This is a genomic window from Segatella copri, from assembly GCF_949820605.1.
Lineage (GTDB): Bacteria > Bacteroidota > Bacteroidia > Bacteroidales > Bacteroidaceae > Prevotella.
In genome coordinates this window covers 369,495-386,652 of sequence record NZ_CATKVU010000006.1, presented here as the reverse complement: position 1 = coordinate 386,652, position 17,158 = coordinate 369,495, and the positions used below count along the sequence as shown (strand labels likewise).

The 17,158-nt window shown below is 40.8% G+C and carries 17 protein-coding genes; 2 read left to right on the top strand and 15 right to left on the bottom strand.

From position 1 onward, the window contains the following. The first annotated feature begins 120 nt into the window (after positions 1-120). Together RCO84_RS02660 and RCO84_RS02655 are read left to right on the top strand one after the other, a co-directional pair. Positions 121-630: a gamma carbonic anhydrase family protein gene (locus RCO84_RS02660; RefSeq protein WP_144153801.1), complete on the top strand. Its 510-nt coding sequence runs from the start codon at positions 121-123 to the stop codon at positions 628-630. 137 nt (positions 631-767) lie between these two features. Beyond that, on the top strand, positions 768-1,973 hold the full coding sequence (locus tag RCO84_RS02655; RefSeq protein WP_317577019.1) for an ATP-binding protein: 1,206 nt from the start codon (positions 768-770) through the stop codon (positions 1,971-1,973). A gap of 55 nt (positions 1,974-2,028) precedes the next feature. Here the strand turns inward: RCO84_RS02655 and RCO84_RS02650 are convergent, their stop codons facing one another. From RCO84_RS02650 to RCO84_RS02580, 15 genes are all read right to left on the bottom strand, one after another. Further along, entirely contained in the window at positions 2,029-3,012 is a 984-nt protein-coding gene (locus RCO84_RS02650; protein WP_317577020.1) for a helix-turn-helix transcriptional regulator, read from the bottom strand. A 298-nt stretch (positions 3,013-3,310) separates the two neighbouring features. Continuing rightward, on the bottom strand, positions 3,311-3,775 hold the full coding sequence (locus RCO84_RS02645) for a DIP1984 family protein (RefSeq protein ID WP_317577021.1): 465 nt from the start codon (positions 3,773-3,775) through the stop codon (positions 3,311-3,313). A 60-nt stretch (positions 3,776-3,835) separates the two neighbouring features. Further along, positions 3,836-4,729, bottom strand: coding sequence for a hypothetical protein (locus RCO84_RS02640; protein WP_317577022.1), 894 nt, complete (start codon positions 4,727-4,729; stop codon positions 3,836-3,838). Next, positions 4,701-5,519 (bottom strand): hypothetical protein, encoded by an 819-nt coding sequence (locus tag RCO84_RS02635; protein ID WP_317577023.1) that lies wholly within the window; start codon positions 5,517-5,519, stop codon positions 4,701-4,703. The genes RCO84_RS02640 and RCO84_RS02635 overlap by 29 nt, the downstream gene beginning before the upstream one ends. Next, the gene (locus RCO84_RS02630; protein ID WP_287867342.1) at positions 5,476-6,243 is read right to left on the bottom strand and encodes a hypothetical protein; all 768 of its coding nucleotides are present in this window, start codon (positions 6,241-6,243) and stop codon (positions 5,476-5,478) included. The genes RCO84_RS02635 and RCO84_RS02630 overlap by 44 nt, the downstream gene beginning before the upstream one ends. Positions 6,244-6,332: 89 nt before the next feature. Continuing rightward, complete coding sequence (locus RCO84_RS02625) at positions 6,333-7,367, bottom strand: Fic family protein (protein WP_144153815.1); 1,035 nt, start codon at positions 7,365-7,367, stop codon at positions 6,333-6,335. Between the two features lie 182 nt (positions 7,368-7,549). Then, on the bottom strand, positions 7,550-8,182 hold the full coding sequence (locus RCO84_RS02620; RefSeq protein ID WP_317577024.1) for a hypothetical protein: 633 nt from the start codon (positions 8,180-8,182) through the stop codon (positions 7,550-7,552). Between the two features lie 3 nt (positions 8,183-8,185). Further along, a complete protein-coding gene (locus RCO84_RS02615) occupies positions 8,186-8,776 on the bottom strand; it encodes a DUF4112 domain-containing protein (RefSeq protein WP_264900878.1) in 591 nt (196 codons plus the stop codon). Between the two features lie 5 nt (positions 8,777-8,781). Further along, positions 8,782-10,956 (bottom strand): hypothetical protein, encoded by a 2,175-nt coding sequence (locus RCO84_RS02610; protein ID WP_317577025.1) that lies wholly within the window; start codon positions 10,954-10,956, stop codon positions 8,782-8,784. A gap of 24 nt (positions 10,957-10,980) precedes the next feature. Further along, entirely contained in the window at positions 10,981-11,310 is a 330-nt protein-coding gene (locus RCO84_RS02605; protein ID WP_287875713.1) for a hypothetical protein, read from the bottom strand. Positions 11,311-11,340: 30 nt separating this feature from the next. Then, on the bottom strand, positions 11,341-11,877 hold the full coding sequence (locus RCO84_RS02600; RefSeq protein WP_317577026.1) for a hypothetical protein: 537 nt from the start codon (positions 11,875-11,877) through the stop codon (positions 11,341-11,343). A gap of 143 nt (positions 11,878-12,020) precedes the next feature. Further along, the gene (locus RCO84_RS02595; protein ID WP_317573476.1) at positions 12,021-12,506 is read right to left on the bottom strand and encodes a hypothetical protein; all 486 of its coding nucleotides are present in this window, start codon (positions 12,504-12,506) and stop codon (positions 12,021-12,023) included. Then, a complete protein-coding gene (locus RCO84_RS02590; RefSeq protein ID WP_317573475.1) occupies positions 12,503-12,631 on the bottom strand; it encodes a hypothetical protein in 129 nt (42 codons plus the stop codon). Before RCO84_RS02590 ends, RCO84_RS02595 begins: the two co-directional genes overlap by 4 nt. A 412-nt stretch (positions 12,632-13,043) precedes the next feature. Next, positions 13,044-14,735: a LeoA/HP0731 family dynamin-like GTPase gene (locus tag RCO84_RS02585; protein ID WP_317577027.1), complete on the bottom strand. Its 1,692-nt coding sequence runs from the start codon at positions 14,733-14,735 to the stop codon at positions 13,044-13,046. After that, on the bottom strand, positions 14,722-17,151 hold the full coding sequence (locus tag RCO84_RS02580; RefSeq protein ID WP_317573473.1) for a GTPase domain-containing protein: 2,430 nt from the start codon (positions 17,149-17,151) through the stop codon (positions 14,722-14,724). The genes RCO84_RS02585 and RCO84_RS02580 overlap by 14 nt, the downstream gene beginning before the upstream one ends. Positions 17,152-17,158: the final 7 nt, after the last annotated feature.

Below are 17,158 nucleotides of genomic sequence, written 5' to 3'. Positions count from 1 at the left end.
ATAAGGTATAAAGGGTTGCAATCCATCTTTTCGAGGATTGCAACCCTTTTTCTGTAAAATGCTGCGTATGATTTCAATATTTTTATTACCTTTGCACCCAAATTTAAATATATATTCAATATGGCTATTATAAAGACAGTAGAGGGAAAGACTCCTCAATGGGGAAAGAATTGTTTTATCGCTGAGAATGCCGTACTGACCGGCGACTGTATTCTTGGCGATGACTGCAGCATCTGGTATAGTGCGGTATTGCGTTCTGACGTGGATGCCATCAGATGTGGAAACAGGGTAAATGTGCAGGATTGCGCCTGCATCCATCAAACCGGTACGATGCCTTGCATTTTGGAGGATGATGTATCTGTGGGACATGGGGCCATCGTTCATGGAGCTACCGTTAGAAAAGGTGCTCTCATCGGAATGAATGCCACTGTGCTTGACAAGGCTGACATTGGTGAAGGAGCTATCATTGCTGCAGGAGCTGTAGTTACCCATGGCACCAAGGTTCCTGCACATGAGATTTGGGCGGGTATTCCAGCCAGGAAAGTAAAGGTCTGCGCTCCTGGACAAGCCGAGGAGTTTGCCAAACATTATTCCGGATACATCAAAGACTGGTATCTGAAGGAAGATTAATTGTTACAACAAGCATTTAATATCATTGAAACGATACCATCTATAAGTTATAAAAAACAAAAATAGATAAGTTTTATCACTTATAAGTGAAACTTTTCGTATATTTGCAAAAAGTTTCATTTATAAGTGATAAAAATATGGCAACTATTATTCGTCAATCATATATCGACAAGATAGAAAAGTATCTTGGAAAGGAGACCATCATCGTATTAGTAGGTCAACGTCGTGTAGGAAAAAGCTACATGATGAAGATGATTCGTGACCGTAAGAAGGCAGATGACAGCAACAATATCATCTTTATAGATAAGGAGAAAAGAGAGTTTGACTACATTCAGAGCTATCAGGATCTCAACGACTATATCGGAGAGCACTTTTTATCCGATAAACATAACTATATCCTTATCGATGAGATACAAGACATCAGGGAATTTGAACGCTCCATCCGAAGTTATCGCACAGAACCCAACACCGACATTATCATCACAGGTAGCAATGCTCGCATGCTGAGCAATGAACTGAGCACTCTTATCGGTGGCAGATATAAGGAAATCTATATCCAATCGCTGAGCTATAACGAGTTTCTGGAATTTCATCAACTATCAGATAATGACGAAGCACTTGCTCTGTACATTCAGTATGGCGGTTTACCTGGTCTGGCAAAGATAGGACTGGAAGAGGATGATGCACGTGAATACCAGATGGATATTTACCATACCATCTTACTTAAGGATGTCATTATGCGCAACCAGATAAGAAACGTGCCATTCTTAGAGAACCTGGTGCGTTTCCTTGCTGATAATACAGGTAAACTCATCTCAGCCAACAGTATCTCCAAATATATGAAATCTCAAGGAGAATCCATTGCTTCGGCAGCTATCACCAATTACATATCCTTCCTTTGTGAAGCCTATATTCTGCACAAGGTGAACCGCTATGACATCCACGGAAAACGTATCCTTGAAACCAACGATAAGTTTTATTTTGAAGACAACGGCATTAGAAATGCCATTGCCGGGGGAACACGTGAAGGAGACATTGAGATAGTGATAGAGAATATCATCTATCAGAACCTAATACGCTTGGGCTATCAAGTTTATGTAGGACAACTGCAAGTTGGAGAAATCGACTTTGTTTGTACCAAGCCAGGCGGCGAACGCATCTACGTGCAAGCTTCCTATATCATAGCCGACGATGCAACCAGAGAGCGTGAGTTTGGCAATCTCCGTGCCATCAAGGACAACTATCCAAAGTACGTTATCTCCATGACTCCTCTGCTCACCAAAAATGATGATGACGGCATCACGCACCTGCATCTTCGCAAATTCCTGACAGAAGGAATATAAATAACAGGAATTTCTCAGATTGGGCACACAGTGTATTCTCAATCTGAGGATTCTTTTATTCCTCCCCATTCAGGCATTCGCCCGTCTCATAACTCTTCGTCATATCCTTTAAGATACCAATCATCTCCTGCCTCAAGCTCTCAGGCTTCAGTACTATGATATTTCTGCCATGCCACAACAGTTCCTGAAGGAAATCACGGCTGGGGCGAATGGTGATGGTATATTCCCGATACATTCCGTCTTTCGACTCCTTCACTTTCTGCTGACTCTCGTGCAGCGGAACCTCCTCGATGTAATTGTATTCCGGATAGAAGGCACGGATGCGGATTTTCTCCACGGGCACATCTTCCATCCGATAGATGCCAAAGCAATCTTCATAATAATTCTCTGGAGTCAGAAACTTCTTCATCTTTGCCGACAACGGATGCTTTTCGCAAATAAGCTTCAGGAAACTGATGCGGTCGAAAGGAAGACAGCGAACGAGTTTTCTCACATCTACCTCTGCATTTGAATTGGCTTTCCCTTCGGACACCGAACGTTGTTTCTTTACTCCCACAACATACCATCTCTGCTTATAATATCTCACGAAAGCCGGTTGTAGCACGATATCGCTCTCTGCTCCGAAACCCGAAACGTATTTAAACTTCAGTAGATATTGCTTATCTATCGCAGCAAGAATATCATCCAGATATTCCGTGTTATATGGCGGTGTATCGAGCATCACCTTATTGTGAAACTTCAGCATATCACCTAACGAAGCCAACCGCAGGGAACTCAGCATCCATTCCGTCACATCATCATTAGCAATCGGATCACGCTTCAGATAATACCGATAGCCATCGCTCTTGTCGCATTCCACAGTAATGCCAAACTGCGACTGGATATTTTCACGATAACGATGAAAGGTACGTTTGTCCAGCTCATCCTCATCCTGATTAGCGTTGGCATCACGCCACTCATTAGCAATCTCCTCAAAGGTAAGATGCTTACGATCCAAGAGACCTATCAGCCAACTATAGAATTTTACACGATTGTCCATAATCTCTAAAAATCTAATGAATATTTACGAGAAATGCCTAAAAAGAAAAGGAGAAAAGATAGCCAACAAAATGGTAATGCTAAATGCTGGCGTTTCTGACTTTTGTCATATACCAATGCGCGATACACTTGTGCCCGATGCTTGAAATGAACTGTGAACAAACTCGTCTCTTTGCATGAAACACATGAATTTTTAATAATGCTAACACAGACCTATTGCCTGATGTCAGCCTCTTGCTGCCTCTATCTTTTCTCCGAAAATTTTAATCTACTCAATGAAAATTTCAATCCTCGCTCCATTATCGGGGCAAGTCTTGCAAATCTACAGTCCAGTTCAAACTCTGAATTTTCAGGTCGAGTTCCCGATACTGCTTGGCATAGGTATCAGCCTCCTTACGAAGAGTCTTTATATCTATGGTTCTAACATATTTCAGTTCGTTTCTGCCAAAGCGAGTATCGTTGGCAGCTACGTAGTTCACCACCTCTTTCAATGCCTTGACACGCATCGACAAGACGTCTCTCTTGGCTATCAATCGAGTCAAGGAGTCTCCGTCCTGAACTATCTGAACGTTGGTGATGTTGATGCGATAAATCAAGTCTTCCAACTGGACGAGTGCTTCGTCCAGTTCCTTGTACAGTTCCTCCACGTTATCGCAAGGTTCATCGCCCTCCTGTACCTTGGCGCTCTCCTTGATACGTTCTTTCAGTTGAGCCACTCTCTTCTGCAAGTCGGCTCTGATGCTCAATGCTTCTGCTAACTTCATAATCTTCTATTTTTATATATGACGTTCTAATTTTATTTTTATTGCATCACAAATTATTTTTCACCTTTCCAAACAAGGCACACCCTCAGGCCAATGAGGGTCATTCTCGTTTACATCAGGATAATGAATATCTCGCTGCTCTGACACGCTGCGCTCATAATTCAATTTCACATTAATAGTGAAATCATCCATACGAAGAATGTCTGGCAGGCACCAAGGCTCATGAGTATGCAAGGCATGCATCGCATAACAGATACACAAATGGTCATACGCCTTGTTGTGCAGATAGCCTTCCGCCCACGACGTGCCATCGTCGAGCGTATCAGTCAACTCTCTCAATGTATCCTCTTCGTTGCCGAAAAAGTTGGCAGACGCACCATCCACGATGGTATCCATCTTGCAATGTCCTGTACTGAGCAACTCATCTGTCAGATGAATCATATAGTCGAAGTCGGAACCGTAATAGTCATCATTCTCCAGATGCAAGACCGAGTCTTTGTCAGCATACTCGAATCGAAGCGTACTGTCCAAGTCGTAGCAGAAACGGTCGTCCACCTTGTATGGCGAACGGTAGAGCGTAAGCCAAAGGTTACGGCACTGCTCAAAACACTCCAAGGTGAGCTTGTAGAGTTTGTCGTTCAACTTGCTCAATCGTTCCACCTCGGCAGCAGTAGGATGAAGCATCATCTCATCGAGCGTCACCTCACGAAGCCCGAGCAAATCGTCCAGCAAATCCCGCTCCGTATCACTGAAGTTACGGAAGAACCCATCTGGATTATTATCCTCCCGATTCACCACCTTCTTGATACGACGTTCCACATCTTGCACGATGGCACGCTTATCCTCTATCGTAGACTTTTCTCTTATAAAGTCTACAAATTTGAAGTTAGGCTCCGAACTATAGCTACGGTTGTTCTCAACTTCATCAATCAGTTTTTTCCATTCCTTTTCCATTTACTTCCTCTTTAAAGAATACGTTTCCTTTTTTCCATTGATACACCTCTCGCTCATATCTCAAGCTGACATCCGTCCAAAAATCATCCATACGGAGGATGTCTGGCAAAGAGTAATGCTCATGACTATGGAGCGAGTGAAGGAGATGGCAGATGCAAAACTTGCCAAAGGCAGGATTATCCAGATAATCAAGATTCCACGACGTGCCATCATCAGCCACTAAAGGTTCCCCATACGAATACCGCCCACTATCCCTAAAATTGCAATGAAAATGGAGCATATACTCGAAGTCTGAGCCATAATAGTCATCATTATCCATCTTGAGGACGGAATCCTCATCATTCCAACTGAAATCAACGTGCTCCTCCACATCATAATAATCCTCGTTTGCCATCAAGCTCGGTGAGTGCAACAAAGACTTCCAGAGGTTGCGACCTTGCGCAAAGGCATCCTTCGACAACTCACGGAGTTTGTCGTTCTGATGTCCCAAACGCTCGATTTCTTCCTCTGTAGGATTTAACATCATCACATTGAGAATCTTTACCCGAGTACTCCAAAGGGAATCAAGCACCTCCCGCTCCTGCTCGCTGAACTTACGGAAACGGAAACTCTTGTCCGCATCATAACGGGCAATCATCTTGATGCGACGCTCTACTTCTTGTACAACTCTGCGCTTGTCATCATCCGACGCTTCGCCCACATAATCCATCAAAGCGAAGAAAGCCTCCGTTTCAAACGGATCTTTCTCAATTGTATCGATAAGTTGAATCCAGTTTTCCTTCATCTTCACCTACGATTTCACCATTACTAACTTCTATTATCTTATCATCGCCAAAACTTCCTCCCCGTATCTTGTAGGGAGAGTTTCGCTTCAACGTCTTCTCCAAATACTCCAAGTCTTTGGGACGGAGATGAGTGAGAGCGAAATCCACCTCATTCAGCTGCGACTGATTGCTCAAGGCAAGATGCTGGAGATTGTGGCACATGAAGATGTCCAAGCGACGCAACTTGTCGTTCTTGCTCAAATTCAAAGACACCAAATCTTTGGCTCCATCAATATGCAACTCCTCCAAGAGTAGATTGGCAGAGAAATCCAACTTCTCGTTTCTTATCTCGTGGAAGTCGATGAACTCCAGCAAAGGATTCTTGCTCACGTCGAGTTTCTCCTCGCCATACCCAGAATAGCCCAAGATACGCAAGTTAGGACATTCCGTGAGAATCACATCAAAGGTTTTCACCTCGAACATGCCACATCCATCAAATCCGATAATGGCATCTTCCTCTTCCGAACAGATGGTAATGGTGTAGTACATGCCCTTCTCAGGATAGGAATGACCAGCCTCCACCCAAGCCAACTTTTCGGAAGCAGGTTTCTGTTTACCTGTCACGACCTGTACCTTTCCATCGCCCCAAGCGATTCTTGCCTTGCTGTCTTTCTTCAACATCAAGTGCAAGCCTACGGTTTCCCCCATTGTCCAGTCCAACGTCTGGATATTGATTGTAATCTGTGCCATAATTCCTTGTTTTTAATGTTTACAGCTGCAAAGATAATGGTCAGGTGTGTCAAATCGTGGCACAAGCGAGAAAATTATCTCAATTCTCTCTAAAAATACGTCTTCACAGCAAACAAGAACTGCTCTATAAAGATTTTCTTGAAAGCAGCAATGTTATTCTGTTCATAAAACATGAGCATAGCCTTCTTATAGTCGATGGAGTCAACGGTTCGGAAAGAAATCGGGCAATAGCCATTTGCTATTAAGATAGCATTACTTGTGATTCTTGCCGTCCGCTTGTTGCCATCTACAAAGGCTTGAATATACGATAATAGCACTAATGTTAGGAGTGCCTTCTCAAATACATTATCTTTTCCATTCACCAATGTACAAGTTTCTTCCAACGCTTCACGAATCTGGAACTCGTTATCGAGTGGGCGATAATTAGTTCCAGTAATACCAACACGACGATGACGGATATTTCTGTCAACTCCCAACTCCTTTGTCAAGATGGAATGAATGTCCTCGATTCTATGCACAGACAACTCTTTCAAATAATCTGGTACGTCAAGCACAAAATCAAGCGCATCCTTATGATTAAGCAACATGATAGCCTCCTCTTTTGTCTTCCCAGAAGCCGTCTGCTTATCTTTTAGCAATCGCTCAGTCTCTAAAAGAGAATACGTATTGCCCTCTATCTGTGAGGATTTCCAAGATAAATCCACTCCCAAACGCTCCATTTCCTTATGATACTCAAGCTCTGTCATACCTTCCGTATTCTTCTCAAACTCCTTTTGTGCAGCAAACAATACAGAAAGTTCCTCCTTTGCAAAAATTTCTACCTTGGGTAAAACTTCACGAATCAAATCAAAATTGAATGATTTCTGCACAACACGTTCATCTATATCCTTATCGAAATAAGTAGCCAAATCCAAAGGCATGGTTACATGAGCTTGCGGAGTAAGTCTGTACTTGGTAGAAGGACCACGCCCAACAGTCTCAATATTTCCCTCCTTAACAGCAGCAGAAAGCAATCTCTTCACTGTGCTACCACTAGGAGTTTCCATAAGGCCCGCCATAATCTCTGTCCTATTTGCCAAGGGATGATAATGCAAGAACTGTAATATTTCTATGTCTATTGTCATATTCTTAATTTATTAATCGGCTCAAAGTTAGTCATTTTTTGCCATCAATCGGCTCAATTTGAGCCGATTTTATAGATATTTAAGCAAATTTGAGCCGATCCATATGTAATATCCAGAATTGCAGTTCACAATTTTCAAACCAGGTGTTCTCTGAATAATATAATCAAATGATGTCACAGGCTTCAACTATTTCTCAAAAAGTGTTGTATTACCCGATACCAATAGTCCCAGGAGTAGCCTACGGAAGGGTGATTCACCGCCATCACTTTCATCTGTTTTCCATTACTCAGAAGATAAAAACCCATAGCAACAGGATAACCATCCACTACAATGTCGTCGCCATCCTGCCAGCCAACATTAGGAAGATTATTCCAAAGCCTCTTGCCCCATACGATGATGTACTCAGGTTGGTACTTTTCGATGACCTCGAAGAAAGCCTTGCCAGCCTGATGATATTGTTCGGCTGTGCCAGCCTCGCGAGGACCACCCATCGCCACTTGCAGATAGTTGAAGAAGATGACCGAGTTCCAAATCTTCAGCCTCATCGCTTGATTGGTCTCCTCACCCACTAACGAACGCTCAAACTTCAGGAAAGTCCGCATCCAGTTCTGCCGTTCCTTGTTCTCATTGAGATAATCATCAAGCACCTGCTGAGTAAAGCCCATACACTCCCGATGTAGCTGGCAGTCGCCACAATCCGTACAACTCTCATCACAATAATGACTCTCGCCCAATATCATGATTCGCTTGCCGAATATCCCCCCATTGGCATAATCCTTGCCAACGAAGGGTTGAAAGAAAATATTGCTATTCATATTTTAGAACAATGAAGCTATCCAATCATAAGCCATGGTTCCCAAGCGAATGGCCCACGAAATCACCACATAAATCAACCAGCAAAGCACGACGATGAACACAGCCGTCCAGAATGCCTTCTTATTCACCTTATTGATAATCTCCTTATCATCCTCGATATACCCGGTAACCAATCTCAGGTTTTCTACATACGAACGCTTGAATACATCCAGCACATCACCTATATAGAAAGGTATGGCACCAATCAGCACATCCATCAAGATATTATAGATGACAGCCAAAGTCAGCGGAATAGACTTAACCACACAAAGACTGTAATAGATGAATGGGAATGCAAACACGCTCGTCAAAGCATCACCGATACCGACAGGAAGGATGAAGCCAAGGATAGGATCCAAGAACCACTTGTCCATATACTTCGCCGTACCTACCATCAAACGATAAGATGGCATGTTCATCATCTTCTCACGCTTTGCAGCTTTTTTATCAGCCCTCGCCTGTTCTTTGGCAAGAACCGCCTCTCGCTTTTGATCTTCCTTAGCGAAATCCATGCCCAAATCAGCCTGGGCTTGTTGTCTTCTTGAACTTTCCATACGCCTTATAATTCTATTTGTTTCTTACCATTTATAAATTCTGTGAACTCCTGTTCCGAAAGAGAGAAACCGCTCAAGTCGCTCATCAACTCCATAGCTTGCTTACGCTCCACCTCGCTACCAGCCAGATTGATGCGCTTGAACACTTCACGAAGATAAGCACTCTTGTTGTCTATCTTAGCCATTTCACGCTTAAACTCATCAGCATGTTTCTTCAACTCCTTATCGTATGCAGCCGAAGCCAAGCTACCACTGAGCTGCTGCGCTTTGAGCTTAGCGAAACTATCAAACAGAGCGATACCTTTCTGTAAGGATTGTTCCATAGCACCAGTTACCTGCGCCAAGTCTTCCTCGCTATACTCAGCAGGTTTGTTCTGTTGTGCGGTCTTGCCCTCTATCTTCTTAGGGTCTTTCGTGTATGCTTCCACTCCATCAAGCAGATTCTTAGCCATATCCTTGTCGGCATGAAGATTGTCTGCCAACATTCCTGTAAACAGAGAAAGGTTCTGCTCCACATCAGCAGGAAGCTTGGCTGTCTCCCGATAATCGGGAATATCTACCGTATGCACCAACTTCTCATCTATCTTACTCTCCATGATTTCACGTCCAAGTTTCAGCATGGCAACCATATCACGAAGATGTTTCAGCATCTTCAGCTTCAAGTCGTCAGAGCAAACTATCTTGCTTCTGATTTCCTTAGAAACCTTATCCAGTTCACTGGAGAGTTTGGCATACTCATTTTTGATGTGGGTTTGTTCCTCACGATGCGATTCCAATTCCTCCTTATCCAACTTCAAATCTACCTGATAGCTCTCGTATTCTCTCACAAGAGGGAAGCATACCGCATTCCATTCAGCAAAGTCGCGATAGTAGTTCTTGTTGGCCATACCAAAGGTTAACCAATTCAACAGGAAGAAAGGCTTGGAAGGCTTCTTCGCCTTAGCTTCCATATAGCTTTCCTGCTTAGACTCCAAGGTAGCGGTGATGTCATTAATCAGCGAGGTATAGACATCGATGTTCTGAAGATGGTCGTTCATTTCCATGTCCAGCGCCTTAATCTGCTGAAGCAGACATTTTCGTTGCTCCTCCAATGGACGAATAGTCTCATCCGCATACAAGACATCAAGTGTCGCCTTCAAGTCTGAAGCCAACAGTTTTTCTCCATAACGCAAGAACACATTCGCCTTCGGGATTACCACATCATTGAGCGTTTTGCAGATTACCAATAATCGTCCCATATCAGCCTTGATGCGAGTGGCATCATGCTTCACGCTCATCTGGAAAACTGATAAATCAGACTTCAAACGATTAGCGCGTTCACTTGCTCCCATATAGTGTTCGAGCATTGTCAGTCCTGCCATCGCCAAGCCCAAGGACTTGTTGCCGTTCGACAAAGACTTATAAGCCTGCAAAGAACCCTGCAAGGAAGTACGGAAACTAACAGAAATCTCACCAATCAAAGCTGCACATTTTTCCGTGAGCTTGCTATATTCCAACTCCATATACTTAAGCATCTCGTCCACATCCAGCCACTCTATTCGCTTGAAGTCGAACAAGTCTGGAGAAACCATCTTGATGGAGTCGCCATAGATATCAATCAGTTTCAGGGCATAATCACGATAAACCGTCCCGATATCACTACGCAAGGAGGTAAAATCTTCGATGTTTCCACGAACGCTATCCTCAGCATAGTGATAAGCCTCCACCATCTTGGTATATTTATCAAACATGGTAGACGCCTTACTTCTTACATCTTTCACGCCATTCGTACCCATGACAATATCAGCCATCTTCGACGTTCCCTTAGCAAGAACCAGGTTAAGGTTCAATTCCACTTGCTCTTTCAACTGCTCCAAAGCAGATGAAGACAACGCCAGTTCCGTCTCGGCTATCTTCAAAGCCTCCTCCTTGTTGCCCTGTTCCAAACTGTCATTCAACTTGTATTCAGCCACAAGGGTTGTACGTGAATTATTGGAAACAAAAGCAATGGCGATATTGCCATTATCATGGAAATATCTGTAGGCATCAAATACCAGCTTACTCACTTCCGAGGAATCGAAAGCTATACCATACTTCTTCAGTTCAAAAGCCAAATCTGCACGAAGATACGTCTTGTTCTCCTTGCAGAGTTCATCAGCAATCGTCTTGATTGCCTGATATACTTTTTGATTATCAGCCATACTGTCCATCGTATTTATATTTATTTATTCTTTATCACTACCTACAAATACCGATGCCTTCATAAAAGAGAAGGTTGCATCAACGAGCCAACCGATGCACGAACCGACTGTAGCAATCCACCAGGCAACATAATAACCTGTAGTACAATTGGTAGCCTTGAAAAGGACATCGCCGTCAAAGAGATGCCTCACCAGATTAGGCAGGAAGAACAATCCATGCGCCAATCCAGCTTGCCATCCATACAATTCCGTACCATTGATGTTGACAAACAATACTGCTGCCACTATAGCAACGATTGGTCGCCAGGGTAGGAACATGAAAACCATTACAAGAAGCCCTATAATTTTATTCATTTTTCGTTATACTTTATTTATGCTATGATTTCATCTATACAGACAATTATCTTTTAGATACATCTTGTTGTTCTTAATCTCAGTTGGAGTAAGTTTCTCTTTACGATAATCCTTCAAGGAATCCTTCTGCACCTGAAATCTACTCGATTCCACAAAAATCAGGCTCTTGTGAATCCTCGTCTTGGCACGTTTCTCCATCCATTCTCCGCCTTTAGCGAGAGAAGACATATACCAATATCTCGTCTCAGCCCAAGCATTCCTTGTAGGTTGCGCTGTGCCATGAATAAAGTCACGATAAACGGGAAGCGAGAGACCAGTTAGCCAACAAACTAGGACCGAATCCCCCTTAGCCATTAGCGTCATATCCGACAACATCTGTTGCATGGTCATTTTCTCCGACTTCCGCCAAAGCATCCTCCTATCCATATATTCACTCTTCTCTGCCTCCTTCTTCTTTTGCCAATAGCCATGAGGGGTCAAGAAGAACCAATAGCCAAATAACACTACCAGTACGGCACTCAATACCGCAGCCAACCAACACACTCTTTTTCTGATGTTCTTTTCCATTGTTACATTACCTTAATATAGTTATACATTTGATTTCGGCTGCGAAATAACTATATAGATATGTCAAATGGAGACAGAACATCAAGAAAAAAGTAAGAGTGCTCTATTTTCTTGCGAAATAGACGTCAGTCACCCATAACGAATCAATAGACTAATGACATTTCTATTCCAATATTACCCGGCTCAAATAAGATATTGTCAAGTTTCAGCTTTTCAAACACTTTCTGCAATTTGTCAATGTCGCCAAGGCGCAGCTTAACGATATTGTCAGGCATCTGTTCCACCCAACCTGCTTTCTCCGGCACAAGTTTCTTGGCATAAGAGATGGCTGGCGAAACAAGCATGTCAATGCCAATCTTACCGCCATACGACAAGAACAAGTCAGTACCCTCAATCTTCTTCACAATAAGGTTTATGCTTACAGACTTTGTAAAGCCAAACACCTTGATGGGCACAAAGACAGACATGGTTGCACCGTCAACATACCCAAGATTCACCGTCTTATGAAAATGACTGGCTAGATAATCTTGCAGCTCAGCATAAGTAATCGCCAACTTCATAATATTATCGTTTATCTGACAGTAGCGGAGGTTTCCAGCCTCCGCCACACCGAGTGTTTCACAATTCAAGACTTCTTCTTCGAGAACAAGTCTATCAACTTACCCAAAAAGCCCACAGGCATCGGACAAGGATCTACAAACATAGGACCATGCCGTCTAAGTTCATCTAAGATTTTGTTTTCTTTCTTTTCCATATTTGCCTACATTTTATTTTGTTATTTATCCTGTTGTTGAATCCTTAAAGTCATTCTCTTTGAATGCTTTCTTCCTATTCTCTATATGCTTTTTGCGAATCATATCAAGATATTCCTATAATGTGTTTATTATCGAACATTTCAGACAATATACTTCATTTAAAATATTCTGTATTTCGTCAATTCGTTTCACAGTTAGTTTCTTAACCATATAGAGAATCCACCAATAGACTATCGGGAGAAAAACTCCCAATAGTCAAATAGATACGTTATTACTTTTTCAGTTCTTTAGCTAGTGTTACTGCTAGCCCTCCAACGGCTACAGCTGCCAAACCAAGAGCCTTCCAAACACCCTTCTCTTTTTTCTTTGTTTCAATTTTTTCTTCACTCATAATTCTAAAATATTAAATGGTTAAACTTCTTCAAAATCGACATATTCAGCAGAATTCTTCCATGCCTCAATATCTCGTTTGTAATTTTCTAAATATTGAACTTTCTGTTTCAAAGAGGCAATTTCTTCATTTCGCTCCTGAATCTTCTGACATAACAGTATATAAGATGGCGCAAAATTCTTATAATACTCATTGTCTGACTCAAAAGTTTTGAACACATTGCTTATACAATCATTTATCGCATTAGTTAATGATTTCTTAAGCTCATTCAACTTCTTCTGATCTTTATATTGTTTATACCAACCATAAAGTTCAAAAGCGGTTCCAATTCCAGCTCCAATCCAGCCAGCCCATTTGGTAATATTCTTTCCCATATTGATGGCTCCCCAAGGCTTGAACTTATAACCTTTGGCGATTACATCACGAACAGCTTTAATCTGCTCACCTGTTATATTCAAGTTTTTCAATTGGTCAACACCATATTTCACGGCATCATTTAACATGGCATCTTGCATCGAATAGGCTTTTTCTATTTTCACGGCTGCAAGATTTACATTATTGGCGTTAGCTTCACAACATTGCTCAATTTGAGCAGACAGTTTGTCTTGGAAGACATAAAAAGTAACCTGATTATTTTGCACTCCAAGTTGAGCAGAAATAATATTGCCAATAGTTTCTAATGAAGCACCATTGATTTCACGAATGGCATCATTCTTTATTTCATTAATAGCTTGACGAAGCTCATTACGGGATAATGTAAGTTCAGACTTCAAATGCTTTCCGGCTTCCTCTATCTCTGTACAATCTCGCTCCATTTTAACAATTGCCTTCGATACCGGTTTTTCGGTACATACAATTGCTTTGTGTAATCCATCAACAACTTCAGAAACTGATGTTTCATAAGAAGACGAAGACAACTTATCAGTATCGGCATTATTGACTACTGCATTTACGCATTTTCTCAAATCCTTAATATGAGAACGCTCATAATAACTGTCTATTTTGGAGAACCAATGTTGCAAACCCTTTCCTTTTGGATCCGCAGCGATACATACAACATGCAAACGTTTCTCCTCGTCAGGAGTCAAGTTTATGGTACTACGCAAACGAGAAATTAGGTTCTCCTTCTTTATCTTACAACCATTATTAAAGTCGTACTCGTCCAACAAGTCATAACCAGCTTCATCCATTTTGTTAATAACAAAAATGGTATTGTCGAGTTTATGGTAATCACGCATAATGCGACGAATAATCTCAACATGACTATCCTTCAACGGAACTACAGCATCACAAACATAAATAATAATGTGAGCCTCAGAAATATAACGTTCTGTAATTTCTGAAAACTTTATATTTTGACCATTAATTTCCCTTTCTTTTGTACCAAACAATCCTGGAGTATCAATTATCTTGAATCCCTTTTTAAGATCCTTAGGGCGATAAATGGTAAGTTCATCAGAAGACTCATCATTATCAATCTTCATATTATCTTCCAATCTACCTAATAAACCTGCAATAGCACTCGTCTTTCCATCAGAAAAACTACCCAACAAGACAACGCTAATTTCTCCATCTTTTATGGTATTCACGATACTATCTATCTTACCAAGATAAGATTGTAATTCAGGTATATACTCCACTCCTTTTTGCAGAAGTTGTTTCAATGCAGTTAGTTTCTGCAATTTGTTGTTTTTTATATTAAATTCTTCCATAACGTTTATGTTTTAATTCATTTACAAATTCTGATATTTCAACATCAAAAGTATCAAGAGTTTCTTGTAATTCCTCAATATTTGTCAATTCTGTTTTGACAGAATTAGTTAATTGGCGCTTTTGAATATCCATATCTCTAATAACAGGTGCCAACATTGATTTGACATTGTTCTTAGCTCGCTGAGTTGCCTTACCGATAGCATCAGATACGCTTTTTCGAGCATCAGCCTTTCCGCCATCTCCAGAACATGCATGAGCAATGCCACCGACAAAAGCTCCTACACCTGCACCTATTAAAGTCCCTATACCTGGTATAAAAGATCCAACAAGAGCTCCTGTAGCTGCAGTACCTGCAGTTTTAGCTGTCCATGAAAGAACATCTGCGAGATCGATATCTAATTCTCCTAATGCTCCAGAGAAATCTATCTCTGTTTCAAGGTCAATAGATTGATTGAATTGTATTGGCTTTATGTTTACACCATCCAAATCTTTTATCTTTCGATTTGCAGTATCACGAACTTTTTTTAATTCATCGTTAACAATAGACTTAATACGATTCTCTAAATTCTCTATAACATCTTCTTGATACTGTTCTGCTAATTGATTAATATTACTTGGTTCATTATCTATAAGATCAAAAATCTCTGATTTCAATTCACCATAGGCACTTGTAATGGCATTTCTTGTCTTGTTAGTTATATTTCTTAAAGCAGAATCCATACTATTATTGCAAACCTCTCGATTTATAGTTCGAAGATTTAACTCCAAATTGGCTAAATAGTTCTTCTGAGATTCCATTACCTGCTCAATATCGGTGGCAATATTACCTGCCAAAGATATCAATTTCTGTTTGTTTGCTTCTATGATTTCAGACTTAAAATTAGAGGATTTCTGTTCAACAAGAGTTATCAATGTCTTAAATTGGCTAAACTCCAAAACTTTATCAGCAGAACCACCAAAATACTTCAATAACTTTTGTTGTCCTCTTATCAAATCTTCTCGTTTAGACGAAAATGATGCTTTAGCAGACATAGCCAACAGACCCTGCAAGGTTACATGCCCAGCATAAACATCACCCAATATAGTTTTAAATTCTGCCCGTATTAAACTTTCAGCCTTTAAGATACCTGAAGTTATCAATGTTTCGCGTTCTTCTTCTTCATCATAATTGCTAACACCACCACGCACATTATAGATTGAATAAACCTTTACCCAATCTCCTAGATATTTCTTGATTTTTTCAGCTGTAGCTCGATCTGGTTTCTTATTATGTCCCTGAACATAAAAGATACAATGAGCCTTATGCAAAGCTGTTTTTATCACATCTTTAAACTCTGATTCATTTCCTTCAATACCAGGTACGTCTATCAAAGTAAAAGGATGGCCTGCAATAGACAAATGATATTCTTCATAGGTTTTTGTAAAGTCGTGTCTGCCATCACCCACAATCAGACCATCTTCTTTTTTACGTTTATCATCAAAAAGAATTCTAAAGGTCTCGATAATTGTGCTCTTACCTGCATTTGTTTCTCCAAAGAAAGCTATAACAAGATTATCCCATACAGTATCCTTTAAAGCCACATCTAATTCTTTCTTAGCTTCTTTTATTTTCGAATCAAACGCAAAGGCAATTTTCCCCTTAACAGTATTAAACTGTGAATTTACTCCATTTAAGTCAAAGACATCCCTTTGAGTACTTTGCAAGATTTCTTGCAAATTCTTATAAGCCTTCTTTATTTCATCTTTAGAAGACAAACTCTGCGAAGACTTGTTCTTATCTGACAAAACATCAACAGACTCATGCTTTGCATTAGACAAAGATCCTATAACTACTTTTTTATCTTTTGGTTCCTCATTTTTCAGAACAGTCCGTCCATCCTTATACGGTAATTGTTTGAGTTGTTCTTCAAATTCAGAAAACAATTGTTCTTTGGTCATTTTTGATTCTTGTTCTTTATTGGTAAATACACCCTTTAAAAGGGTAACAACCGGACTTGAGTTTTCAACTTTTTTGTCGAACAAAGAGTAGTCGCTAATCTTCAACTCATTAGATGTCGTTACTGATGACTTTTGGATGTAGAAACTATTCATCATGTGCTTTATAGCTGCAACCTCACCCCACTCTACGCTAAAACTTTTTTTCTTATCATTTAAATTGAAATAGCAAATGCGTTGATCTGTGATGATACAACCTGAAGGAGTTTTCTCATCATCGTCTTTCGCCTTCCAATTAGCTTTATGACGCGATACCCATAGCAGATGTTCACCTCTTCTCAATGTAATCTCATTAAGAAGTTTATTCGAAATAGCATCTACATTGTTCAATCCCAAATGTACACAATCGGGCCATGAAACAAACGGTTTAAATAACTGTTTGTTTGACATGAATTCTGTGTATATGTGATTATCTTCCATGACAATT

Bases quoted from the DNA above. Each gene is read 5' to 3' on its own strand.
- RCO84_RS02640 (WP_317577022.1), bottom strand. From the start codon at position 4,729: ATGGAAAAGGAATGGAAAAAACTGATTGATGAAGTTGAGAACAACCGT.
- RCO84_RS02660 (WP_144153801.1), top strand. From the start codon at position 121: ATGGCTATTATAAAGACAGTAGAGGGAAAGACTCCTCAATGGGGAAAG.
- RCO84_RS02655 (WP_317577019.1), top strand. From the start codon at position 768: ATGGCAACTATTATTCGTCAATCATATATCGACAAGATAGAAAAGTAT.
- RCO84_RS02625 (WP_144153815.1), bottom strand. From the start codon at position 7,367: ATGACAATAGACATAGAAATATTACAGTTCTTGCATTATCATCCCTTG.
- RCO84_RS02645 (WP_317577021.1), bottom strand. From the start codon at position 3,775: ATGAAGTTAGCAGAAGCATTGAGCATCAGAGCCGACTTGCAGAAGAGA.
- RCO84_RS02600 (WP_317577026.1), bottom strand. From the start codon at position 11,877: ATGGAAAAGAACATCAGAAAAAGAGTGTGTTGGTTGGCTGCGGTATTG.
- RCO84_RS02650 (WP_317577020.1), bottom strand. From the start codon at position 3,012: ATGGACAATCGTGTAAAATTCTATAGTTGGCTGATAGGTCTCTTGGAT.
- RCO84_RS02585 (WP_317577027.1), bottom strand. From the start codon at position 14,735: ATGGAAGAATTTAATATAAAAAACAACAAATTGCAGAAACTAACTGCA.
- RCO84_RS02630 (WP_287867342.1), bottom strand. From the start codon at position 6,243: ATGGCACAGATTACAATCAATATCCAGACGTTGGACTGGACAATGGGG.
- RCO84_RS02605 (WP_287875713.1), bottom strand. From the start codon at position 11,310: ATGAATAAAATTATAGGGCTTCTTGTAATGGTTTTCATGTTCCTACCC.
- RCO84_RS02580 (WP_317573473.1), bottom strand. From the start codon at position 17,151: ATGGAAGATAATCACATATACACAGAATTCATGTCAAACAAACAGTTA.
- RCO84_RS02620 (WP_317577024.1), bottom strand. From the start codon at position 8,182: ATGAATAGCAATATTTTCTTTCAACCCTTCGTTGGCAAGGATTATGCC.
- RCO84_RS02610 (WP_317577025.1), bottom strand. From the start codon at position 10,956: ATGGCTGATAATCAAAAAGTATATCAGGCAATCAAGACGATTGCTGAT.
- RCO84_RS02590 (WP_317573475.1), bottom strand. From the start codon at position 12,631: ATGGAAAAGAAAGAAAACAAAATCTTAGATGAACTTAGACGGCATGGT.
- RCO84_RS02615 (WP_264900878.1), bottom strand. From the start codon at position 8,776: ATGGAAAGTTCAAGAAGACAACAAGCCCAGGCTGATTTGGGCATGGAT.